The sequence below is a fragment of the Burkholderia cenocepacia genome, from assembly GCF_900446215.1.
Lineage (GTDB): Bacteria > Pseudomonadota > Gammaproteobacteria > Burkholderiales > Burkholderiaceae > Burkholderia > Burkholderia cenocepacia.
Genome location: NZ_UAQZ01000018.1, coordinates 223,850 through 245,670 on the forward strand (window position 1 = coordinate 223,850; position 21,821 = coordinate 245,670).

Genomic DNA, 21,821 nt, shown 5'->3' on the forward strand with positions numbered 1-21,821 from the left:
GCGTAGCCCATGCGACAGGGCAGCGACGCTCAGCATGGGAAGTTTCGTTTTTTTCATCTGCATTCCTAAATTCTACGATTTGAAATCTTCTAAACTTATGTCGATCTTATCTACACCACTGATGACCGAACATGATTCCGGCCCGGCCGGCCTTACACTGACGTTTACGTGGTCGCGTTTGTTTGCGAACCTTCGTCATTGACATGCGGGAGATTCGAACCGCAGCGCTCGCAGCGCACACGCTCTCCGGTTTCCTTGCGCTGCTTGCGTTCAGCTTCCAGCAGCGAACGGAAACCTCCCATGGAGAGCCGCAATCCCGATTTCTCCAATTCTTCGACAATTTGCTTCTGTGGAACTTCGCGCCCGATGGCGCGCTCGATGGCCAGATACGCCTTCTCGAACAGTAGAACCTTTTGCTGTTGTTTGCTGGGCTGCAAAGCGTCGAGCGATTCGACGAGGCGCTGCGCATCGGAGGATGTGCTGGGGAGTTTATTGTCGTCGTTCGTATTCATTCTTAACCTTGATTGAATAGTTCGCGGCCTGACGCCGCAATATAGGCTCCAAAATCGAAACACCTATGCTTGGCGATTGATCAGCTGCGCGAGCGCGTCGGCCGGCCAGAGCAGACGGCGGTTCGGCAATTTGACGGGGCGGAGTTCGAAGTAGCTCCCGGTCTGTGCGTAGCGCTTGCGGATCGATTGCGCGCTCAGGGAAAGCGCCGTTGCCAGTTCTTCGGTCGTCAGAAACGTGCGACCACCGAACGTTATTACTTGGTGGATGTTGCCCATATCGCCTCCTGTAGTGATGAGCGTTGACGTACACACCGTACAAATCCCCACCTTTCTTCGAGGATCAACGTCGCGATGTGGATCGTAGTTTCGCTCGATATAGGAACATCCCCTCTTACCATGGGAGGTTCCACCTAGCATTGGCGCGAGTTCACGTGGTTCAGGACGGGAAGTGGTTGTGAAGTTCGGCGTGAAGTTCGGATAGTTCGCACGGGCCGCGGAGCATAGCGGCGGTGGAAGATTCTCTGGATATACGGGTGCAGAGTTGCACAACTGGGGCAAGGCCGACACGGCGCGCAAGTCGAATCGCGCTGACGTAAAGGTGTCGCCCGAACAGATGGGGATTGCTCGGCTTCGAGCAGAACTGGTGCGGGTGAAGATCAAGCCACGACGTAGATCGCGAAGGCGTCAGCACGGATCGCACGAAACTGGTACGCCGCGCAGCGAGCGGCATAATGGCTCAGCTACTGGATTGGATACGAAAATGGCGGGCGTCCTCAGCGACCAGACTTTACGCTGGGACGGGCGCTGAGGACATCAGCGCCCGGCGATAGACTATGGCCGGGAGGATGAATCCGATCAAGCAGGAAGCATGGGCGCGACACCGACCAAAACTCAACCAATAAATCCTGACCGATTGCGCAGACGATCGGATTCCTTTTCCCAATCCGACCGCCACGCCTCGAGGTCTTGTTTCTTAAGAAAGATCTCGTCCAATTCGCGAAGCCGACGCTTTCGAACCGTGTGCAGCCAGCTTGCAACCGCGACAGGGTTCCAATGCGCCTCAACGCCTTGAGCGGGCTTCTTCTCTATACGCGCAGACTCTTTTAGCCCTTGAGGCGGGTTGGAAAAGGTTCTGTTCCATTTGCGTTGCTCCTCCTCCGACAGCGTTTTTTTTGCGAATAGATTGACGATGACTCTGGTTTGAATGCCTTTCCACGGTTGACCATCCGCAGCACCCGACATGCTGCCGTCACGAGACGAAGTATCCGATTCGGTCCCTGGCTGGGGAACAGCATCAACCGCCTGAGGCAACATGCTGCTATCGCCAGCCGAAGTATCTGCTTTGGTCCGTGACCGCGGCTTAGGAGCAGAGTCCCAAGGTCCTTCGGTAGCACGCCCCGGTCTCTGATACCCCCACTCGTCGGCCGAAAATAGCCCGGCATATGTGCTATAAAGGTGCCCGATCGCCTCGCGATCGCCGTATTGCGATGGATCGAGCCGCTTGTAGAGATCCGGTGCAAATTGGTTCACGGACGCCAGAAATTCACTTATATCAACGTTCTTGAACCTGCACCAAGCAAGAAAAAGGGGCGGCTGAACTAGACCGGATGACATTAGATGACTCTTCCAGTACGCAAAAAGCCGAAGCGCATCGCGGACCCGCCTGGATAGGAAACTCAATGTATCCCATTCGGCCAACAGTTCCTTGTCGGGAACATCTATTGGCTTGACGCCATAAACAAGGCACGCAGCGGCCAATGGCGTCCATTCCCTTTTGTTCAACCACTGAACCACTGTTTCTTCGTCAAGGTGTTCGCTAATGATTCTGGCCATTTTCGCTCGCCCCGCGTTGTTCGGGGACTATTTCGGTGACTGTGGCTGTGTTGTGGTTGGCTTGACGTCGATATTTGCTTGCACCAACAGCCACGCTTCAATCTTATCGTGCCACATCCGAAGCAGATCAAGCGGGCGCCGCCGATAATGCTTCTCGGCGATGGCGGAGGGCTTGTGCCCCTGGATCTGCGCAACAACACCGACCGGCACCTCGACCCACTCCGACAGCGTACCGAATGAGCGACGAAGTCCGTGCAATGTCACATGGGGTAGGCCTGCGACCGCCAATGCTTTACGGTGCGCAACACCGGGATCTGCAATCTTGCCATCGGCCGCTTTGGCACTCGAAAAGACCCATTGCGAAGGACTCCACTGCTCCCCCTTCGCTGCCAGCCGGGCGACTTTTTGGCTACTCGGCGGCGTCTCGTTCAATCGCTTCAGGTTCAGAAGAAGGCTCGCCAAGTACGGAGTCAGGGGTATTGTCCGGCCGCCAGAGCCCTCGACCTTGTCGTCAAGGACAAGACTTCGCCACTGGAAATCGACATCTTCCCAGCGAAGTGACGCCCATTCCTCGCGCCGCGCACCAGTTATCAGAAGGCCTTGCAGATAGGCACTGATGACCGGATTCTCGATGTCCCGTACAGCACAGAACCAGGTCTTGAGTTGTTCGCGCTGCAGAGAATCGCCCTCCTTCGCTTTGACGCGCGGCACCACCTCCTTCACTGCTCGCGACGAATAGGCATCCGCCGGAATGATTCCAGCGTAGGCCGGTGTGTCCGCCGCCCATCGAATAAACCCTCGCAATAGACGAAAGGAGAGGGCGGATACGGTAGGACGCTCCGATGACTGTGCCGCGAGCCACTGGCTCACGCACTTTCCCGTCAGGTCAGAAAGCTTGACCGGACGCAACGGCGCAAGCGGTCCCGCCTTTCTTGTGCCCATGCCGCTCTTTCGAGGTTGGCCACCAACGCCGCCGTGTTGGAGGTGATCACGGTAATGCAGCGCACCCCAAAAGGACTTACGCGTTTCGACGTAATCGTCCCACGCTTCACCAAACGTTACGTCCTTCCTCCGAGCCTCTGCCCGCCGAGCTTCATGAGCCGCCCGCTGGTCAGCCCTCACTTCCCTGGGATCTTTGCCCTCGTCAACCAGCGTTTTCAACTTGCTGGCCTCGATGCGAGCCTTACCGAGATCCCAAGCTCGAGCATCGCCGATGGTCACTCGGACTGTTTTGCCGAACAGCCTAGACTCAAAAACGTAGGCCCGCGTGCCAGCCGCAGTAACGCGCAAGCCTAGGCCAGGCGTCCTTGCGTCCCAATGGATTGTCTGCTGCTTTCCTGGCTCACACCCGAAGCCCTCAACCCGTGCCGCTGTAAAACTTTGCTTTGCCATTCCAGCCCCAAGTAGGCACCATGTAGGCAAATTGTGCGAACATAAAGGTATCTAAGTCAACGTAAAAATCGGGACGCCGTCACGTTAGACATTGTTTTCTATTGATTTTTTCGCTTACATGGATGCCGCTCCATATTCATCCATCCGCAGTCTTCAGGACTCGACGTCCTCGAGGCTGAAGATTTCGGTCTGGTCGTTGTACGAGAAGATCTCGCCGTAACGGCCCCAGTCGATCACCGCGTCGAGCGTTTCCTCGGCCGCGCCGTCCGACAGGAAGTCCTCGAGTTCCTGCTCGAAGCGCACGCGCGGCGAGCGGCACGTGCTTCAGCAGGTGATCCGCGAACATCAGCTTGCGCTCCTGCGTACCGAATTCCGCGAACACGCGCCCCGGCGGCGTCAGGAACACGTCGCCTTCGCGCACGTCCGCGAAGCCGAGGTACTGCAGCACTTCCGCGATCGGGAACAGGTCGTCGACCTCGAGGTGCAGCGTGCGGGCGATTTCCGGCATGTCGGCGCGGCCATGGTACGGCGCCATCGCGAGCGTCTCGATCAGGCCGGCCATCAGGTTGGTCGACACCTGCGGCAGCCAGCTGCCGAGCTCGAGTCCCTTCTTCGTCGCTTCGCCGGTCTGGCGTGCGGTCATCTTCGCGTAGATGTCGTCGACGAGCTTGCGGAACGCGGGGTCCAGACGATTGCGCGGATGCTTGAACGGCACCTTGATTTCGGCGATCACGCGCCCCGGGTTCGATGACAGCACGAGAATCCGGTCGCACATGAACACCGCTTCCTCGATGTTGTGCGTGACGATCAGCACCGACTTGATCGGCATCCGGCCTTGCGTCCACAGATCGAGCAGATCGGTACGCAGCGTTTCGGCCGTCAGCACGTCGAGTGCGGAGAACGGCTCGTCCATCAGCAGGATCGTCGGGTCGACGACGAGCGCGCGCGCAAAACCGACGCGCTGGCGCATCCCGCCCGACAGCTCGCGCGGATACGCGTTCTCGAAACCGTCGAGACCGATCAGGTCGATCGCGGCGAGCGCACGCTCGCGCCGCTCGCGTGCACCGACGCCGAGCGCTTCCAGCCCGGCTTCCACGTTCTGCAACACGGTGAGCCACGGGAACAGCGCGAAGGTCTGGAACACCATCGCGACGCCTTCGGCCGGGCCGCGCAGCGGCTGGCCGAGGTAGGTCACTTCGCCGCCGGTCGGCTCGATCAGGCCGGCGATGATGCGCAACAGCGTCGATTTGCCCGAGCCCGAGCGGCCGAGCAGGCCGACGATCTCGCCTTCGCGCAGCGACAGGTTCGCGTCGTCGAGCACGAGCAGTTCGCCCTGCGTCTTGTTGAAGCCGCGGCAGACATGATCGACGCGCAGGATTTCTTCACCGAGGCGCGGGGGCTGGGACGTCTGGACGGGGGCGTTTACAGCATTCGGATTGTGCATCGCGTTTCGCTCTCAATCGGTCTCAGTCGAGCCGCAGCTTCGCTTCGGCGAAGGCATACAGCGGGCGCCACAGCAGGCGGTTGAACAGGGTGACGAACAGGGACATCACGGCGATGCCCAGGATGATCTTTGGAAAATCGCCGGCGGCGGTGGTCTGCGCGATGTAGGCGCCGAGGCCGTGCGCCTCGATCTTGGTGCTGCCCCACTGCACGGCTTCCGACACGATGCTCGCGTTCCACGCGCCGCCCGAGGCGGTGATCGCGCCCGTCACGTAGTACGGGAAGATGCCGGGCAGGATCGCCTGGCGCCACCACTGCCAGCCGCGGATGCGGAAGTTGGTCGCCGCTTCGCGATAGTCATTCGGGTAGGACGTTGCGCCGGCGATCACGTTGAACAGGATATACCACTGCGTGCCGAGCACGATCAGCGGCGACAGCCAGATGTCCGCGTTCAGGTGGAAGCGCGCGATCACGATCACGAACACCGGGAACAGCAGGTTGGCCGGGAACGCGGCGAGGAACTGCGCGAGCGGTTGCAGCTTCTCGGCCAGCTTCGGGCGCAGCCCGACCCACACGCCGATCGGCACCCAGATCACCGACGCGATCGAGATCAGCACGACCACGCGCAGCAGCGTGATGAGGCCGAGCACCAGCACGTGGCCCACCTCGGCCATCGTCACGCCGGTCGCGACGAAGCTGACGACGCGCCACACGATGTAGGCCGTGCCGATCAGCACGAGCCCGGCCCATGCGATGTCGACCGTGCGCGACGCCTTCTTCTCGACTTTCGGCAGCGTGAAACGCATCGCGCCCGACAGCGGCAGGCGCAGCGGGATCCGCGCGGCCTTCGCGAAGAACCAGCCGGCCGGCACGAGCAACTGATGGATCAGCCGCGTGCGGCGCACGAGGTCGAGCAGCCACGACTGCGGCGCATCGCCCGACGCGGTGTTCTCCATCCGGAACTTGTCGGCCCACGCGATGAGCGGGCGGAACAGGAACTGGTCATACGCGAGGATCACGACCGTCATCGTCAGGATCACCCAGCCGATCGCGCCGAAGTTCTTGTCGGAGATGGCCTGCGCGAGATACGCGCCGATGCCCGGCAGCGTGATCGTCTGGTTGCCGACGGTGATCGCCTCCGACGCGACGACGAAGAACCAGCCGCCCGACATCGACATCATCATGTTCCAGATCAGGCCCGGCATCGAAAACGGCACTTCGAGCTTCCAGAAGCGCTGCCAGGACGTCAGGTGGAAGCCGCGCGACACTTCGTCCAGGTCGCGCGGCACCGTGCGCAGCGACTGGTAGAAGCTGAACGTCATGTTCCACGCCTGGCTCGTGAAGATCGCGAAGATCGCGGCCAGCTCGGCGCCGAGCACGCGGCTCGGGAACAGCGCGAGGAAGAACGTGACCGTAAACGAGATGAAGCCGAGCACCGGCACCGACTGCAGGATGTCGAGGATCGGGATCAGCACCATGCCCGCGCGGCGGCTCTTGGCCGCGAGCGTGCCGTAGACGAGCGTGAACGCAAGCGATGCGACCATCGCGGCGAGCATCCGCAGCGTGGTGCGCAGCGCGTATTCGGGCAGGTTCGACGGATCGAGCGAGATCTTCTGCGTCTGCAGCACGCCGCTCGGCGCCATCGTTTCGTGAAAGCCGACCACCGCCATCGCGATCAGGCAGATGATCAGCGGAAATGCGATGAAGTCCCACCGGTTCGGCAACACGCGCCACGCGGATGCGTTGGCGGTCCGGTTCGGATTGAAGAATCCGACGTTCATCAGGCGCCCTCCCCGGTAAGGCCGAACGAAGCCGGCAGTCGATGTTGATTCATGGCAAAGCGCACGGGCGCGGTAATTCGATTGACTGGCGATCTCGCGCACGCGGCGCGCCGTGCGCGCATGCGCTGCCGCGGCCGGGCGAGTCGGGCCGCGACGGCACGACACTACACCAACCTGTATTTCAGGTACAACCGTCCGGCGACGGCGCAGGCAGCGCATGGATCGTGCCCGGCGCGTGGGCGGATGGCGGGCGCGCGGTACGGAACAGCCCGGCCGCAGTCCTGCGGCCGGCACGCAGGCCCGAATTATGCCGTGATCCGGCCCGGCCGTGAACCCGCCCGCCGCACGCGGGCACAAACCGTGTCCGGCATCAGCAGCCGGATACGACGAAGCAGGTATGATCGGGGCTAGCCCCCGGGTTCGTGTCGGCGGTGCCGCGGCCATGCGCACGCGCCCTCTGCTCTGTATACAGGCCCCGGGGATCGACCGACGAGCGGGAGGAAGGGAATGGCAGGAAACTTGGTGATCGTCTGTCGCGATCAGGATGCCGACGCGTTCTATGAACTCATGCAGGAGTACGGGTCGTTCCAGACGCGGCTGTCGTCTACGGCGTGGTACCTGAACATGAACGTCGTGCCGGAATCGCTGCAGGAGGAAATCCTGGAGCGCCTCGGCCGGTATACGACCGTCTATATCTTCGAGGCCACCACGGTGACCTACAACACGATCGACAGCAACGCGGCCGAGACGCTCGGCACGCTGTTCGGCGAATGACGCCGCGCGGCGCCTGCCCGGCCGGGCGGGCGCCGCGGCCGCTCAGGCGGCCTCGGCGTGGGGTTCATCCTTCGGCACGGCCTCGAACGGAAACGTCATCGATACCCGCAGGCCGCCTTCGGGGCGATTGCCGATGTCGCACGCGCCCCCCAGCCTGAGCACCAGCCGCTCGACGATCGCGAGCCCGAGCCCGCTGTGGCCGTTCCCGCCGCGTGCCGGGTCGAGCCGCACGAACGGCCGCGTGGCGGCCGCGAGGTCGCGCGGTGCGATGCCGCCGCCGCTGTCGCTGACCGACAACACGTAGCCCGTCGGCGTGCGCGCCGTCTCGACGAGCACCGGCGGCGCGCCGTACGCATGCGCGTTGTCCAGCAGGTTCGACAGGATCCGGTCGAGCGTCGCCGTCGGCAGCCGGAAGCCGGGATCGGCCTCCAGCCGCGTCTGGACCGCCGGCGCGTTCGGCGCGACCGCACGATAGCTGCGCGCGATCCGCTCGCACGCCTGGTCGACCGGCACCGGCTCGCTGCGGTCGGCCCCGCCATGCGCAAACACCAGGAACTGGTCGACGATGTGCGACATCGAGTCGACGTCGCGCACGACACCGTCGCGCAGCCGCGCATCGTCCATCATTTCCGCGCGCAGGCGCATCCGCGCAAGCGGCGTGCGCAGGTCGTGCGCGACGCCGGCCAGCATCACCGCGCGATCGCTTTCGGCCTGCGACACCTGTTCCACCATCTGGTTGAAGCCGTGCGTGAGCTGGCGCAGCTCGCGCGGGCCGCGTTCGCGCAGCGGCGGCACCGGCTGCCCGCGGCCGAAACGCGCGACCGCACGTGCGAGCGAGCGCAGCGGCTGCTGCAACTGCCAGGCCGCGAACAGCGCGGCGATCACGCCGGCCGAGAAGATCGTGCCGAGCCACAGCAGCATCCGGTCGAGCGAGCGCGGCGGCCGCAGCGGCTGCACCGGCACCACGATCCAGTTGCGGTCGGCCGGCTCCTTCACCCACAGCACCGGCGGATGGCCGGGCGTACCGATCTCGACCTGCGTGCCGGGCGGCATGCGCTCGCTCACGTCGTCGCGGAACCGCTTCAGCGGCGGCGGCAGCCCCGAATCGCCGCCCTTCGGCACATCGGGGCTGTCGGGCGCCACGAGCCGCACGCGCGACGGCAACGGCTGGTCGGGCGTGCGCTCGACGTGCTGGCGCACCGCATCGACGAGGAACGCGGCCTCCTCGACCGCGTAACGCGTCTGCATCTGGTTGCGCTCGAGCCGCATCGCGAAGAACCACGCGAAGTGCGACAGGAGCAGGACACCGACGACGAGCAGCGCCAGCCGCCCGAACAGCGAATCAATGGGTTTGCGCATGAGCCTCGCCGTCGGGCACGAACACGTAGCCGCGCCCGCGGACCGTCTGGATGAAGCGCGGCGTCGACGGATCCGTTTCGAGGATGCGGCGCAGGCGCCACACCTGGACGTCGATGCCGCGGTCGGTGCCGTCGTACTCGGGCCCGTGCAGCAGCTCGAGCAGCCGCTCGCGCGTGAGCGTGCGCAGCGCATGGTTCACGAAGATCTTCAGCAGCGCGAATTCGCTGCTCGACAGCGTGGCCGGCTTGCCGTCGACCGACAGCGTGCGCGCCTGGAAGTCGAGCAGGAAGCGGCCGAACGCGAACGGCTCGCGCTGCTCGGGCGCGGCCGCCGACGGCGTCGCGCGGCGGCGGCGCAGCACGGCCTGCACGCGCGCGAGCAACTCGCGCGGGTTGAATGGCTTGCCGAGGTAGTCGTCCGCACCGAGCTCGAGCCCGACGATGCGGTCGACGTCGTCCGCCCGCGCGGTCAGCATGATCACGGGGATGTCGTCGCCGGCCGCGCGCAACTGGCGCAGCGCGGTCAGGCCGTCCACGCCCGGCATCATCAGGTCCAGCACGATCAGGTCGGGCCGCTCGCGCTCGAGGCGCTTCTCGAGCGTCGCCGCGTCGTGCAGCACGGACACTTCCATCCCCTGGCGCACGAGATAGTCGCGCAGCAGGTCTCGGAGTTCTTGGTCGTCGTCGACGATGAGGATCTGGGTAGTCATGGCTCGAAGTTTACCGCGCGAGGGCGGAGTCGAAGAACGAAACAAAGGGACGAAAGGGTTACTGCGGGTTACCGCGCAAGGGAACTGTAATGCTCGGTAACCGGGCCGCCACCCCGCGTAACACCCGCCGGGGCCTGCATCGCTAACCTGCGTCTTACCGGATGCGGCACCCGACTTTCCCGGCGCCGCATCGCCGGACCCTTTGGATACAAGGAGTTTCTGAAATGTATAAGAAGACTTCCCGCGTGGCCATCGCGGCCGCCACCGTGCTCGCTCTCGCATTCGGCACCGCGCATGCCGCGCAGCCCGACGACATGCCGCCGCCGGGCGGCCCCGGCATGCACCGGATGCACGGCGGGCACGAAGGCGGCCCGTTCGGCGCGATCATGAAACTGCACGACCAGTTGAAGCTCAACGCGTCGCAGGAACAGCAGTGGCAGGCGGCCGTCAACACGATGAAGCAGAACCGTGACGCGATGCGCAAGAGCCACGAGCAGATGCGCGAGCAGTTCAAGGCACAGCAGAACCAGCCGATCCTCGACCTGAGCGCGATGCATTCGGCGCGCCAGCAGGCGGAGGCGCAGAACGCGCAACTGCGCGAGCAGACGTCCGCCGCGTGGCTCACGTTCTATAACGGGCTGAACGACTCGCAGAAGACGATGGTCAGCACGGCGCTCAAGCAGCAATTCGCGAAGATGGAACAGCGCCACGAGAAGATGAAGGAGCGCTGGGAACAGCACCGCGCGGCCGCCAAGGGCGCATCGGCGCCGGCGCAGTAAGCCGGCGGGCCGCTCCCGCAGCGGCCTCGAACGGGGACGCAGGCATCGGCCTGCGTCCCCTTTTTCATTTCAGGCGACGTCGAACAGCAGCACTTCGGCGGCCCGGCCGCGCGCGAACGCCACCGCGTCCACGCCGCCGATCCGCGCGCCGTCGCCGGCGGCCAGCGCGCGGCCGTTGACCTCGACCTCGCCGCGCGCCACGTGCACATAGACGCTGCGCCCGGCCGGCACGTCGAACGCCGCCGTCTCGTCGCCGTCGATCAGCCCCGCGAAGATGCGGGCGTCGGCCCGCATCGACAGCGCGCCGTCGCCGCCGTCGGGCGCCGCGACGAGCCTGAGCCGGCCGCGCTTCTCGTCGTCGGCGAAGCGCCGTTCCTCGTAGCCGGGCCGCCCGCCCGGCTCGGCCGGCTGCAGCCAGATCTGCAGCAGATGCAGCGGCCGGTCGCGCGATGCGTTGGTTTCGCTGTGCTGGAGCCCCGTGCCGGCGCTCATCCGCTGGATGCCGCCGGGCCGGACGATCGCGCCGCAGCCGAGGCTGTCGCGATGCGCGAGCGCGCCATCCAGCACGTACGTGACGATCTCCACGTCGCGGCGCGGCTGCATCCCGAAGCCGCGCGTCGGTGCGATCAGGTCCTCGCTCAACACGCACAGCGCGCCAATGGGCGGACGTACCGGCGCATGCTCGGTGTGGCAGGCGGACGAAAAGCTGTGACTCGATTCGAGCCAGCCGTGGCGCGTGCGGCAGCGGTCTTCGGCGCGCAGGATCTGGAACATTGGGGAGGACGCTCGGGGGCGCAGATGTTCTGTTCGGGTTTACCTCCACTGTAGGGGGAGACCGAAAGCGCCACAATCCGCCGCCGGCGCACCGCATCGTTGCACCCGCGCAAACAATTGCCAAAATATTCGTTGTGAATACCACGATTGCCGCAACAGCCGAATCGAGGAATCGGTCGATCGCGCCGGATTGCCGTTTTCCGGATATCGCGTTCGGGTAAAATACCGCCCTTTTGGCGTTCGCCGTTCCGGCGGCCGCCAGCGCCAGAGCGCCGATCGGCGATTTTTGGCCGTCTAGAATACGCCGCGGCGCCCGGTCCGACCGGCCGCGAGCGCCCCCGGAAAGTCAGCAACAGAAGGATGGAAATGAAGAAGGCCGCCCTGTGCGCCGCCCTCGCCCTCGTGGCGGGCAGCGCCTTCGCGAAGGAGTGGAAGACCGTGCGGATCGGCGTCGATGCCAGCTACCCGCCGTTCGAGTCGACCGCACCGAGCGGCGAGATCGTCGGTTTCGACGTGGATCTCACCAAGGAAATCTGCAAGCGGATCAACGTGAAATGCGTGTGGGTGGCGCAGGATCTCGACGGGATCATTCCGGCGCTGAAGGCGAAGAAGTACGACGTCATCGTGTCGTCGCTGACCGTCACGGACAAGCGCCGCGAACAGATCGACTTCTCCGACAAGGTGTACGACGCGCCCGCGCGGATGATCGCGAAGACCGGCTCGCCGCTGCTGCCGACGGTCGCGTCGCTGAAAGGCAAGCGCGTCGGCGTCGAGCAGGGCTCGACGCAGGAGACCTTCGCGAAAGCGTACTGGGAACCGCAGGGCGTGACGATCATTCCTTACCAGAACCAGGACCAGGTCTATGCCGATCTCGGCTCGGGGCGCCTCGACGCGACGCTGCAGGACGAGTTGCAGGCCGACTACGGCTTCCTGCGCACGCCGCGCGGCAAGGGTTTCGCGTTCGCCGGCCCGGAAGTGAAGGATCCGAAGACGATCGGCGACGGCACCGCGATCGGCCTGCGCAAGGAAGATACCGATCTGAAGCTCAAGATCAACCGGGCGCTGGCCGACATGCATAAGGACGGCACGTACGACCGGCTGTCGCACAAGTACTTCTCGTTCAGCGTCTATTCGGCGCCGGCCCGCTGAACGCCGACGACGAGAAGCAGCGGATGCGGGGGCGGCCCCGCGGCCGCGCAGTACAGGCAGTCAACCACGCGCCGCCCGCCCCCTTGCCCGCCGCTCGCGCGACGGGCAGGCCCGGCACCGTTGCCGGGGCGGACGGTCATGATACGTACGGGGCGTTCCGCGCAGCTTGGCGGGCGCGTCTTTCGCGGCGCACTGCGTGCGCCCTCAGGGACCACACCAGGGACCACATATGTTTCTACAAGGTTACGGCCCGCTGATCCTCGCTGGCACCTGGCAAACCGTCAAGCTGGCGGTGCTTTCGCTTGCGCTGTCGTTCCTGCTGGGGCTGCTCGGCGCCGGCGCGAAGCTGTCGCGCAACCGCGTGACGAACGGCGTCGGCACCGTCTACACGACGCTGATCCGGGGCGTCCCCGATCTGGTGCTGATGCTGCTGCTGTTCTACAGCCTGCAGATCTGGCTGAACATGGCGACCGACGCACTCGGCTGGGACCAGATCGATATCGACCCGTTCCTCGCCGGCGTGCTCGTGCTCGGCTTCATCTACGGCGCGTACTTCACCGAGACGTTCCGCGGCGCATTCCTGTCCGTGCCGCGCGGCCAGCTCGAGGCCGGCAGCGCGTACGGGATGACGAACTGGCAGGTGTTCACGCGGATCATGTTCCCGCAGATGATGCGCTTCGCGCTGCCGGGCATCGGCAACAACTGGCAGGTGCTCGTGAAGTCGACCGCGCTCGTGTCGATCATCGGCCTGGCGGACGTCGTGAAGGCGTCGCAGGACGCCGGCAAGGGCACGCTGCGGTTCTTCTTCTTCACGCTGATCGCGGGAGCGGTCTACCTCGCCATCACGACGATCTCGAATTTCGTGCTGATGTGGCTCGAAAAGCGCTACTCGACCGGTGTCCGCAAGGCTGACCTATGATCGAACTCATCCAAGAATACTGGCGCAACTATCTCTACACCGACGGTTATCGCATCACCGGTGTCGCGATCACGCTGTGGCTGCTGGTCGTGTCGATCGGCCTCGGCTTCTGCCTGTCGGTGCCGCTCGCCGTCGCGCGCGTGTCGAAGCGGAAGTGGCTGTCGGGCGCGGTGTGGCTGTACACGTACGTGTTCCGCGGCACGCCGCTCTACGTGCAATTGCTGCTCTGCTACACGGGCCTCTACAGCCTGCAGGCCGTGCGCGGCACGCCGATGCTCGACGCGTTCTTCCGCGACGGGATGCACTGCACGCTGCTCGCATTCACGCTGAACACCTGCGCGTACACCACCGAAATCTTCGCGGGCGCGATCAAGGCGACGTCGTACGGCGAGATCGAAGCCGCGCGCGCATACGGAATGTCCACGTTCACGATGTATCGCCGCGTGATCCTGCCGTCGGCGCTGCGCCGCGCGCTGCCGCTCTACAGCAACGAAGTGATCCTGATGCTGCACGCGACGACGGTGGCCTTCACCGCGACCGTGCCGGACATCCTGAAGATCGCGCGCGACGTGAACTCGGCGACCTACATGTCGTTCCACGCGTTCGGCATCGCCGCCCTGCTCTACCTCGTGATCTCGTTCACGCTCGTGTGGCTGTTCCGCCAGGCCGAGCGCCGCTGGCTCGCGTATCTGCGCCCGCAAGGCAAGTAAGTTTTCGCAGGACTATTGATGAATTCCCAGACCCAGAAGCTTTTCGTCGACGATCTCCACAAGCGGTACGGCGACAACGAGGTGCTCAAAGGCGTGTCGCTGAAGGCGAACTCGGGCGACGTGATCAGCGTGATCGGCTCGTCCGGCTCCGGCAAGAGCACGATGCTGCGCTGTATCAACTTCCTCGAGCAACCGAACGCGGGCCGCATCTTCGTCGACGGCGAGGAAGTACGCACCGCGCTCGACAAGACGGGCGCGCTGCGCGCGGCCGACTCGAAGCAACTGCAGCGCGTGCGCACCAAGCTGTCGATGGTGTTCCAGCACTTCAATCTCTGGTCGCACATGAACGTGATCGAGAACGTGATGGAAGCCCCGGTGAACGTGCTCGGCATTCCGAAGAAGGAAGCGGAAGACCGTGCGCGCGAGTATCTCGAGAAGGTCGGCCTCGCGCCGCGCGTCGAGAAGCAGTATCCGTCGCATCTGTCGGGCGGCCAGCAGCAGCGCGTGGCGATCGCGCGGGCGCTCGCGATGCATCCGGACGTGATGCTGTTCGACGAACCGACGTCCGCGCTCGATCCGGAGCTCGTCGGCGAAGTGCTGAAGGTGATGCAGAAGCTGGCCGAGGAAGGCCGCACGATGATCGTCGTCACGCACGAGATGGGCTTCGCGCGCAACGTGTCGAATCACGTGATGTTCCTGCACCAGGGCCGCGTCGAGGAAGAAGGCGTGCCGGCCGAGGTGTTCGCCAATCCGAAGAGCGAGCGCCTGCGCGGGTTCCTGTCAGGCAGCCTCAAGTAACGCGTCCGTCACGCACGACGCCCGAACGGGCGCCTCGCGGTTCGCCGCGCGGCGCCCGTTTCGCGTTTACGCGGCGCTCACCGGCGTGCCGTCGGCAAACGCGCGCAGTGCGTCGCCCGCCAGCCGGTAACGCACCCATTCGCTCTGCGGCGCCGCGCCGACGCGCTCGTAGAAGCGGATCGCCGGCTCGTTCCAGTCGAGCACGCTCCATTCGAAACGCCCGCAGCCCGACTCGACCGCGATCCGCGCGAGCGCCTTCAGCAGCCGCAGCCCCGCGCCGGCGCCGCGAAAACGGGGCGACACGTACAGGTCCTCCAGATACAACCCCTGCCGCGCGAGCCACGTCGAATACGAGAAGAAATACACGGCGAAGCCGGCCGGCTCCCCATCGACCTCGCACATCAGCGCACGCGCCGGCGAGCCTTCGCCGAACAGGCTGCGTTCGAGCGATGCGGGCGTCGCGACGACTTCGTGCTCGGCCTTCTCGTAGACGGCCAGTTCGGTGATGAAGCGCAGGATCAGCGGCACGTCGGCGACGGTGGCGGAACGGATATCGATTTGCACGGGTTGAGCCCTCCTCCGGCCCGGATATGAAAAGGGAAAGCGGCGCCGCGCACCCGCGCTGGCGCCGTTCGAACCAGCATGCTACGTTCACGTCCTTCCTGCAGGAAGTGCAGTTTCTTCATCCAGACCTGAACATGATGCATCCCGATCTGCGCCGCCTCGACCTGAACCTGCTGCTCGTATTCGACGCGCTGTATCGCCACCGGTCGGTCGCGGCGGCCGCGCACGAGCTCGCGTTGAGCCCGTCGGCGTTGAGCCACGCGCTCGCACGGCTGCGCGACGCGATCGGCGATGCGCTGTTCGTGCGCCTCGGCAACGAGATGCAGCCGACCGTGCGCGCCGACGACATCGCCACGTGGGCCGGCGACGCGCTCGACGCGATGTCGAAGGGGCTCGCCCGCGCACGCCGCTTCGATCCCGCGCAAAGCGACCGGACGTTCGTGTTCGCCGCGACCGACTACACCGCGTTCGCGGTACTGCCGGCGTTCCTGGCCCGCATCCAGCACGTCGCGCCGCGCCTGCGGATCCGCGTCGTTCATTCGGACCGCAAGATTTCCGTCGACGCGCTCGCGGCCGGCCGCATCGACTTCGCGCTCGGCTACCACGAGGAAACGGCCGCCGACGCGCCCGGCATCGAGGATTTCGACTGGTTTTCCGACGACTACGTCGTGATCGCGAGCGCCGCGCATCCGGAGATCCGCCGGCGGCTGACGCTCGACCAGTATCTGGCGGCCCGCCACGTCGTCGTCACGCCGTGGAACGAGTCGCGCGGCGTGGTCGACTACGTGCTCGACCGGCTCGGCCTCGCACGGCACGTGGCCGTGCAGTTGCCGACCGTACTGGCCGCGCCGTTCGTGATCGCGGAGTCGGCACTCCTGATGACCGTGCCGAACCGCGCCGCGCAGGCGCTGCGGCATGCAGCGCCGATCCGCATCTTCCCCGCGCCGTTCGAGATCCCGCGCTACACGGTGAAAATCTACTCGCACGCGAAGCATGCGCGCACCGATGCGCACCGCTGGATTCGCGCGCAGCTGCTCGACGCGCGGCCGAGCCCCGACTAAGCGCGGCGCGTGGCGGGACGGGCATCGCCAGCGTCGATCGGCGCTGGCGGCAATCGCCCGAATCATTACGAAATACTTACCAATTTCGCGACTTTCGCGCTTACGCCGGCGCCTTTGGAACGTCAATAGTGGCAATCCTTGACCCACGCCCGCGGAATCCATGTCTCCCTTGTGGCACAAGGGTTTTCCGGTAATCGGGAACCCTTGGGTCCGCTGTCGCGCACCGTGTTGCATGGCAATTTGGCGACAGCGGTTAGTCAAACAACGATTTCCATCGCCACAAAATTGTATTTTTGCTAAATTAGTAACCAAAGTAGCAAAACGAAGTTCGTGAAATGTAGTTTAGCTTCACGACACTACAAGGAGACCCGCAGGCCGACCCGGCTGCGCGGGACCGCTCAACGGGTTTTCCGTCCGCTTGCCCGCGTGCCGCGCTTACCGGCCCTGCACGAGGTCTCCCTGGTTATCCCGCTTTTGCCCGGTGCGTGCCGCGCCGGGCATCTCGTGCAGTTCTGGGTTGACTTTTTGACAGGGTATGGAGGAGACGATGAAGAAAGCTTTGGTCGCGGCCGCGCTGATGGCTGCTGGGGTGGTGACGGCGCACGCACAGAGCAGCGTCACGCTGTATGGCCGCCTGGACGCAGGCCTTGAGTACCTGAACGGCCTGCAAAACGGCCACCAAGTGCGCGCGGAAAGCGGCGACTGGGGCACGAGCCTGTGGGGCTTGAAGGGCAGCGAAGACATCGGCGGCGGCAACAAGATCCTGTTCCACCTCGAAGGTGCGTTCAACACGATGAACGGCGGCTTCAGCGGCTCGATCTGGGATCGTTTCGCGACCGTCGGTATCTCGAACGACCGCTACGGTACGCTGCTGTTGGGTCGCGAGCTCGCGATCGCCAACGGCGTGTGGGACTTCGACCCGTTCGGCCAGTCGGCCTGGTCGACGGCCTCGCTGGTGCGCGGCCGCAACTGGAACAAGACCAGCAACAACGTGTCGTACCAGTCGCCGTCGCTGTACGGCCTCGACTTCTACGGCCAGTTCTCGTTCTCGAACTCGACCAGCTTCAACGGCAACACGACGGCCGGCCAACCGGGCCGTGCAATGGGCGGTCAGGTTACCTACACGAATTCGCTGTTCCAGTTGCGCGGTATCTATGACGAAACGCGCGACAGCAACGGCCGCTTCTCGGACGTGTTCAACTACTCGCGTGAATACTTCGCGGGCGTGAACGTGTTCCTCGGCCAGTTCAAGGTCCAGGCGGCCTACCAGGCATCGCGCGCCGACGGCAGCGGCGGCCCCGCAGTGAACGCCGGCGTGACGGGTACGCAACAGGTCTGGGGCGGCGTGACGTGGCAGGCCACGCCGGCGGCGGCGCTGATCGCAGCCGTGTATCACGTGAACGCGAACCATGGCGGCGGCAACGCGAACATCTACACGGTCGGCGGCTCGTACAACATCTCGAAGCGCACGCTGTTCGACGTCCAGGTCGCGACGGTGCGCAACAGCTCGACGGCCAACTTCGGCCTGAACGCGAACGGCGCCGGTACGGCCGTGTCGACCGGCAACCCGCATCCGGGCGGCAGCCAGACCGGCGTCTACGCCGGTATCCAGCACCTGTTCTGATCAGGCGCCGTCAAAGAACGATTCGACAACACTTTCCACGCTGCTGCGAGAGGCGCGTATCGGTGCGGTACCCAGACGGGTATCCGCACCGTTTTTTCTTGGCGGGCCGGCTCGGGCCTGCCGCGCCGATCGACGAATGCGGCGCTCAGACGGCCGCTTCGTTCTCTTCGCCGGTGCGAATGCGGATCACGCGCTCGACGTCCGACACGAAGATCTTGCCGTCGCCGATCTTGCCGGTGCGCGCCGCACCGATCACCGCGTCGATCACCTGATCGACCTGCGCTTCCGCGACGACCACCTCGATCTTCATCTTCGGCAGGAAGTCGACGACGTATTCGGCGCCGCGATACAGCTCGGTATGGCCCTTCTGGCGGCCGAAGCCCTTCACTTCCGTCACGGTCAGGCCCGTGAGACCCACTTCGGCGAGCGCTTCGCGGACTTCGTCCAGCTTGAACGGCTTGATGATGGCGGTGATGCGTTTCATGATGGTTGTCCCTCAATGCTCGTTTGGATGAAAAATCGCGATCCCGATTGTAAGCCGGCGGGCCGCATCCGGCCCAGCACCGCTCAATCGAGCCGTTCGGTGAAGCGTGACGTGATCGGGTAGCGCCAGTCGCGCCCGAATGCGCGATGCGTGACGCGGATGCCGATCGGCGCCTGGCGGCGCTTGTATTCGTTGATCTTGATGAGCCGCGTCACGCGCTCGACGTCGGCCTGCGCGTAACCGGCCGCGACGATCTCGGCGAGCGGCCGGTCTTCTTCCATGTACATCCGCATGATCGCGTCGAGCACGTCGTACGGCGGCAGGCTGTCCTGGTCGGTCTGGTTCTCGCGCAGCTCGGCCGACGGCGCGCGCGTCAGGATCCGCTCGGGAATCACGTCGCGCAGCCCGTAGTCGGCCGTTGCGTTGCGATAGCGGCACAGCCGGTACACGAGCGTCTTCGCGATGTCCTTGATCACCGCGAAACCGCCGGCCATGTCGCCGTACAGCGTGCAGTAGCCGACCGCCATCTCGCTCTTGTTGCCGGTCGTCAGCACGATCGAGCCGAACTTGTTCGACAGCGCCATCAGCAGCGTGCCGCGGATGCGCGCCTGGATGTTCTCCTCCGTCGCGTCTTCCGCGCGGCCCGCGAATTCGCCGGCGAGCGCGGCGCGGAACGCATCGAACATCGGCGCGATCGCGATCTCGTCGTAGCGCACGCCGACGCGCCGCGCCATCTCCGCCGCGTCCGTCGTCGAGATGTCGGCCGTGAAGCGCGACGGCATCATCACCGCGCGCACGCGCTCGGGCCCGAGCGCATCGCACGCGACGGCCAGCACCAGCGCCGAATCGACGCCGCCCGACAGCCCGATCAGCACGCCGGGAAAACCGTTCTTGCCGATGTAGTCGCGCACGCCGGTCACCAGCGCGCGATACACCTGCGCGTCCGTCGACAGCTCGGGCGCGATCGCGCCGGGCAGCGGCCGCGCGCCGTCGAATTCGACGATCGCGTGCCCTTCGTCGAACTGCGGCATCTTCGCGACGAGCGCGCCCGCGCCGTCGAGCACGAAGGACCCGCCGTCGAACACGAGCTCGTCCTGGCCGCCGACGAGGTTCACGTACACCATCGGCAAGCCGGTCTCGCGAATCCGCGCGCGCAGGATGTCGATGCGCACCGCCTCCTTGTTCAGGTGATACGGCGAGCCGTTCGGGATCAGCAGCACCTGCGCGCCGGCCGCCTTCGCGATCTGCGCGGCCGACGCATGCCACGCGTCCTCGCAGATGATCACGCCGTATTTCACGCCGTTCAGCTCGAACACGAGCGGCTCGGTGTCGGTCGCGAAGTAGCGCTTCTCGTCGAACACCTCGGCGTTCGGCAGGTCCTGCTTGCGGTAGGTGCCGACGATCTCGCCGCCGACGATCAGCGACACCGCGTTGAAGGTGTCGGTGGGCGGCACGCCGCGCTCGATCGGGCGGTTTGCATTACCATCGACGGCTGACGCGCCCGGACCGCTGCCCGCACCGCTGCCCGCACCGCGCAACGGATGGCCGACCAGCACCGCGAGCCCGTCGAACGCCTTCAGCGCGTCGGCGAGCGCGTCGAGCGCGGCGGCGGCGGCCGCGTAGAACGCGGGCCGCAGCAGCAGGTCTTCGGGCGGATAGCCGGACAGCGCGAGTTCGGGGGCGACCATCAGTTGCGCACCATCGTTGTGCGCGGCGCGTGCGGCCGCGACGATCCGCGCGACGTTGCCGGCGAAATCGCCGACGGTGACGTTGATCTGGGCGAGAGCGAGTCGGGTCTTCATGGCGGGAGCGGCGCAACCCGGCGGCGCGCCTTGAACGGCTGACGAAATCGATCCGGGCGCGGGCCACGGCGGCCCGCATCCGGCAACATCCAACGGTACGGATTCACGCTTGAAACACGAACGCATCGATTATCGCACGGGCATCCTGTCGTCCCCCGCCGAGGTGCCGGCCGACGAATGGAACGCACTGCTCGCGCGCGACGCGCAGCCCACGCCGTTCCTGCGCCACGAATTCCTCGACGCGCTGCACGTCGCGCGCTGCGCGGTGGACGACACCGGCTGGTCGCCGCACTTCGTCACGCTGACCGACGCGGGCACCGGCCGCCTCGCGGCCGCCGCGCCCGTCTACGCGAAACAGCATTCGTACGGCGAATACGTGTTCGACTGGGCGTGGGCCGACGCGTACCAGCGCAACGACCTGCCCTATTACCCGAAGCTGCTGTGCGCGGTGCCGTTCACGCCGGTGCAGGGCACGCGGCTGCTCGCGGCCGACGACGACGCGCGCCGCCGGCTCGCGGCCACGCTGCTCGCGTTCGCCGAGCAGAGCGACGTGTCGTCGTTGCACGTGCTGTTCCCGACCGGCGACGAAGCGCGGCTGCTCGAATCGATGGGGATGATGCTGCGCGAGGGCGTGCAATTCCACTGGCTCAACGACGGCTACCGGCACTTCGATGATTTCCTCGGCACGCTCGAGCAGAAGAAGCGCAAGAACATCCGCGCGGAGCGGCGCAAGGTGCACGACGCGGGCGTGACCTTCCGGCGGCTCACCGGCGACCGCATCACCGATGCCGACTGGCGCTTCTTCTCGCGCTGCTACCGGCAGACCTACCGCGAGCACTATTCGAGCCCGTACCTGAACCTCGACTTCTTCCGCACGATCGGCGCGACGATGCCCGAGAACCTGCTGCTCGTGATCGCGGAAGCCGACGGCCAGCCGATCGCGAGCGCGCTCGCCGTGTACCGGCGCGGCGAACACGGCGGCGGCACGCTGTACGGACGCTACTGGGGCGCGATCGAGCACGTGCCCTGCCTGCATTTCGAAACGGCCTATTACCAGTTGCTCGAATTCTGCATCGAGGCCGGGCTCGACACGTTCGAGGGCGGCGCGCAGGGCGAGCACAAGCTCGCGCGCGGTTTCCTGCCGACCGTCACGCACTCCGCGCACTGGCTCGCGCATCCGGCGTTTTCCGACGCGGTCGCGCGCTTTCTCGAACGCGAGACCGCGCATATCCACGCATACGTCGACGAACTGCGCGAACACGATCCGTTCCGGCGCAGCACCGGCTAGCGCGATCCGGCGCACCGGCATGCGGCGAAGCCACGCATGGCCTCGCCGCATACGGCACGATCGTCG

20 protein-coding genes and 1 pseudogene are annotated in these 21,821 nt (G+C 65.3%); 9 read left to right on the plus strand and 12 right to left on the minus strand.

The genetic code is table 11. The features are described 5' to 3' along the window. Nucleotides 1-164: 164 nt before the first annotated feature. From DTA15_RS37635 to DTA15_RS37660, 6 genes and pseudogenes are all read right to left on the minus strand, one after another. On the minus strand, nucleotides 165-512 hold the full coding sequence (locus tag DTA15_RS37635; RefSeq protein ID WP_006482143.1) for a hypothetical protein: 348 nt from the start codon (nucleotides 510-512) through the stop codon (nucleotides 165-167). 63 nt (nucleotides 513-575) lie between these two features. Further along, entirely contained in the window at nucleotides 576-788 is a 213-nt protein-coding gene (locus tag DTA15_RS37640) for a helix-turn-helix transcriptional regulator (RefSeq protein WP_006482147.1), read from the minus strand. 615 nt (nucleotides 789-1,403) lie between these two features. After that, entirely contained in the window at nucleotides 1,404-2,345 is a 942-nt protein-coding gene (locus DTA15_RS38475) for a hypothetical protein (protein ID WP_012492806.1), read from the minus strand. Nucleotides 2,346-2,372: 27 nt separating this feature from the next. Then, entirely contained in the window at nucleotides 2,373-3,737 is a 1,365-nt protein-coding gene (locus DTA15_RS37650; protein ID WP_006482144.1) for a tyrosine-type recombinase/integrase, read from the minus strand. Between the two features lie 153 nt (nucleotides 3,738-3,890). After that, nucleotides 3,891-5,181, minus strand: a pseudogene (locus DTA15_RS37655) (ABC transporter ATP-binding protein). A 22-nt stretch (nucleotides 5,182-5,203) separates the two neighbouring features. Further along, the gene (locus DTA15_RS37660; RefSeq protein WP_012492807.1) at nucleotides 5,204-6,961 is read right to left on the minus strand and encodes an ABC transporter permease; all 1,758 of its coding nucleotides are present in this window, start codon (nucleotides 6,959-6,961) and stop codon (nucleotides 5,204-5,206) included. 507 nt (nucleotides 6,962-7,468) lie between these two features. On the opposite strand from DTA15_RS37660, the gene DTA15_RS37665 reads away from it, so the two are divergent. Continuing rightward, entirely contained in the window at nucleotides 7,469-7,735 is a 267-nt protein-coding gene (locus tag DTA15_RS37665; protein WP_011545926.1) for a double-stranded DNA-specific endonuclease, read from the plus strand. Between the two features lie 42 nt (nucleotides 7,736-7,777). Here the strand turns inward: DTA15_RS37665 and DTA15_RS37670 are convergent, their stop codons facing one another. Both DTA15_RS37670 and DTA15_RS37675 read right to left on the minus strand, forming a co-directional pair. Continuing rightward, nucleotides 7,778-9,094 (minus strand): ATP-binding protein, encoded by a 1,317-nt coding sequence (locus DTA15_RS37670; protein ID WP_006482146.1) that lies wholly within the window; start codon nucleotides 9,092-9,094, stop codon nucleotides 7,778-7,780. Beyond that, on the minus strand, nucleotides 9,078-9,803 hold the full coding sequence (locus DTA15_RS37675; RefSeq protein ID WP_006493394.1) for a response regulator: 726 nt from the start codon (nucleotides 9,801-9,803) through the stop codon (nucleotides 9,078-9,080). The genes DTA15_RS37670 and DTA15_RS37675 overlap by 17 nt, the downstream gene beginning before the upstream one ends. Nucleotides 9,804-10,027: 224 nt before the next feature. On the opposite strand from DTA15_RS37675, the gene DTA15_RS37680 reads away from it, so the two are divergent. Further along, entirely contained in the window at nucleotides 10,028-10,582 is a 555-nt protein-coding gene (locus tag DTA15_RS37680; RefSeq protein ID WP_006484082.1) for a Spy/CpxP family protein refolding chaperone, read from the plus strand. 69 nt (nucleotides 10,583-10,651) lie between these two features. Here the strand turns inward: DTA15_RS37680 and DTA15_RS37685 are convergent, their stop codons facing one another. After that, nucleotides 10,652-11,356: a pirin family protein gene (locus DTA15_RS37685; RefSeq protein ID WP_012492808.1), complete on the minus strand. Its 705-nt coding sequence runs from the start codon at nucleotides 11,354-11,356 to the stop codon at nucleotides 10,652-10,654. Nucleotides 11,357-11,722: 366 nt separating this feature from the next. Between DTA15_RS37685 and DTA15_RS37690 the strand changes: the two genes are divergently transcribed. From DTA15_RS37690 to DTA15_RS37705, 4 genes are all read left to right on the plus strand, one after another. Continuing rightward, a complete protein-coding gene (locus tag DTA15_RS37690; protein ID WP_012492809.1) occupies nucleotides 11,723-12,505 on the plus strand; it encodes an ABC transporter substrate-binding protein in 783 nt (260 codons plus the stop codon). Nucleotides 12,506-12,734: 229 nt separating this feature from the next. Next, a complete protein-coding gene (locus DTA15_RS37695) occupies nucleotides 12,735-13,424 on the plus strand; it encodes an ABC transporter permease (protein ID WP_006489645.1) in 690 nt (229 codons plus the stop codon). Beyond that, the gene (locus DTA15_RS37700; RefSeq protein ID WP_006489646.1) at nucleotides 13,421-14,134 is read left to right on the plus strand and encodes an ABC transporter permease; all 714 of its coding nucleotides are present in this window, start codon (nucleotides 13,421-13,423) and stop codon (nucleotides 14,132-14,134) included. Before DTA15_RS37695 ends, DTA15_RS37700 begins: the two co-directional genes overlap by 4 nt. An 18-nt stretch (nucleotides 14,135-14,152) precedes the next feature. Then, nucleotides 14,153-14,932: an ABC transporter ATP-binding protein gene (locus DTA15_RS37705; RefSeq protein ID WP_006489654.1), complete on the plus strand. Its 780-nt coding sequence runs from the start codon at nucleotides 14,153-14,155 to the stop codon at nucleotides 14,930-14,932. Nucleotides 14,933-14,998: 66 nt separating this feature from the next. Here DTA15_RS37705 and DTA15_RS37710 read toward each other — a convergent pair whose 3' ends face one another. Then, the gene (locus DTA15_RS37710) at nucleotides 14,999-15,496 is read right to left on the minus strand and encodes a GNAT family N-acetyltransferase (protein WP_006489651.1); all 498 of its coding nucleotides are present in this window, start codon (nucleotides 15,494-15,496) and stop codon (nucleotides 14,999-15,001) included. A 134-nt stretch (nucleotides 15,497-15,630) separates the two neighbouring features. Here DTA15_RS37710 and DTA15_RS37715 point away from each other — a divergent pair, with 134 nt between their 5' ends. Further along, nucleotides 15,631-16,557, plus strand: coding sequence for a LysR family transcriptional regulator (locus tag DTA15_RS37715; protein ID WP_012492810.1), 927 nt, complete (start codon nucleotides 15,631-15,633; stop codon nucleotides 16,555-16,557). Between the two features lie 547 nt (nucleotides 16,558-17,104). Next, nucleotides 17,105-18,181, plus strand: a complete 1,077-nt coding sequence (locus DTA15_RS37720) for a porin (protein WP_006491862.1) — start codon at nucleotides 17,105-17,107, stop codon at nucleotides 18,179-18,181. Nucleotides 18,182-18,326: 145 nt separating this feature from the next. On the opposite strand, the gene DTA15_RS37725 is transcribed toward DTA15_RS37720, so the two are convergent. Both DTA15_RS37725 and DTA15_RS37730 read right to left on the minus strand, forming a co-directional pair. Then, nucleotides 18,327-18,665: a P-II family nitrogen regulator gene (locus DTA15_RS37725; protein ID WP_006398637.1), complete on the minus strand. Its 339-nt coding sequence runs from the start codon at nucleotides 18,663-18,665 to the stop codon at nucleotides 18,327-18,329. An 83-nt stretch (nucleotides 18,666-18,748) separates the two neighbouring features. Then, nucleotides 18,749-20,467, minus strand: a complete 1,719-nt coding sequence (locus DTA15_RS37730) for an NAD+ synthase (RefSeq protein WP_006489649.1) — start codon at nucleotides 20,465-20,467, stop codon at nucleotides 18,749-18,751. A gap of 109 nt (nucleotides 20,468-20,576) precedes the next feature. Here DTA15_RS37730 and DTA15_RS37735 point away from each other — a divergent pair, with 109 nt between their 5' ends. Next, on the plus strand, nucleotides 20,577-21,755 hold the full coding sequence (locus tag DTA15_RS37735; RefSeq protein ID WP_006489664.1) for a GNAT family N-acetyltransferase: 1,179 nt from the start codon (nucleotides 20,577-20,579) through the stop codon (nucleotides 21,753-21,755). The last annotated feature ends 66 nt before the right edge of the window (nucleotides 21,756-21,821 follow it).

What these genes read in the sequence shown, in the direction of transcription:
- DTA15_RS37635 (WP_006482143.1), bottom strand. Translation starts at nt 512, where the DNA reads ATGAATACGAACGACGACAATAAACTCCCCAGCACATCCTCCGATGCG.
- DTA15_RS37640 (WP_006482147.1), bottom strand. Translation starts at nt 788, where the DNA reads ATGGGCAACATCCACCAAGTAATAACGTTCGGTGGTCGCACGTTTCTG.
- DTA15_RS38475 (WP_012492806.1), bottom strand. Translation starts at nt 2,345, where the DNA reads ATGGCCAGAATCATTAGCGAACACCTTGACGAAGAAACAGTGGTTCAG.
- DTA15_RS37650 (WP_006482144.1), bottom strand. Translation starts at nt 3,737, where the DNA reads ATGGCAAAGCAAAGTTTTACAGCGGCACGGGTTGAGGGCTTCGGGTGT.
- DTA15_RS37660 (WP_012492807.1), bottom strand. Translation starts at nt 6,961, where the DNA reads ATGAACGTCGGATTCTTCAATCCGAACCGGACCGCCAACGCATCCGCG.
- DTA15_RS37665 (WP_011545926.1), top strand. Translation starts at nt 7,469, where the DNA reads ATGGCAGGAAACTTGGTGATCGTCTGTCGCGATCAGGATGCCGACGCG.
- DTA15_RS37670 (WP_006482146.1), bottom strand. Translation starts at nt 9,094, where the DNA reads ATGCGCAAACCCATTGATTCGCTGTTCGGGCGGCTGGCGCTGCTCGTC.
- DTA15_RS37675 (WP_006493394.1), bottom strand. Translation starts at nt 9,803, where the DNA reads ATGACTACCCAGATCCTCATCGTCGACGACGACCAAGAACTCCGAGAC.
- DTA15_RS37680 (WP_006484082.1), top strand. Translation starts at nt 10,028, where the DNA reads ATGTATAAGAAGACTTCCCGCGTGGCCATCGCGGCCGCCACCGTGCTC.
- DTA15_RS37685 (WP_012492808.1), bottom strand. Translation starts at nt 11,356, where the DNA reads ATGTTCCAGATCCTGCGCGCCGAAGACCGCTGCCGCACGCGCCACGGC.
- DTA15_RS37690 (WP_012492809.1), top strand. Translation starts at nt 11,723, where the DNA reads ATGAAGAAGGCCGCCCTGTGCGCCGCCCTCGCCCTCGTGGCGGGCAGC.
- DTA15_RS37695 (WP_006489645.1), top strand. Translation starts at nt 12,735, where the DNA reads ATGTTTCTACAAGGTTACGGCCCGCTGATCCTCGCTGGCACCTGGCAA.
- DTA15_RS37700 (WP_006489646.1), top strand. Translation starts at nt 13,421, where the DNA reads ATGATCGAACTCATCCAAGAATACTGGCGCAACTATCTCTACACCGAC.
- DTA15_RS37705 (WP_006489654.1), top strand. Translation starts at nt 14,153, where the DNA reads ATGAATTCCCAGACCCAGAAGCTTTTCGTCGACGATCTCCACAAGCGG.
- DTA15_RS37715 (WP_012492810.1), top strand. Translation starts at nt 15,631, where the DNA reads ATGATGCATCCCGATCTGCGCCGCCTCGACCTGAACCTGCTGCTCGTA.
- DTA15_RS37720 (WP_006491862.1), top strand. Translation starts at nt 17,105, where the DNA reads ATGAAGAAAGCTTTGGTCGCGGCCGCGCTGATGGCTGCTGGGGTGGTG.
- DTA15_RS37725 (WP_006398637.1), bottom strand. Translation starts at nt 18,665, where the DNA reads ATGAAACGCATCACCGCCATCATCAAGCCGTTCAAGCTGGACGAAGTC.
- DTA15_RS37730 (WP_006489649.1), bottom strand. Translation starts at nt 20,467, where the DNA reads ATGAAGACCCGACTCGCTCTCGCCCAGATCAACGTCACCGTCGGCGAT.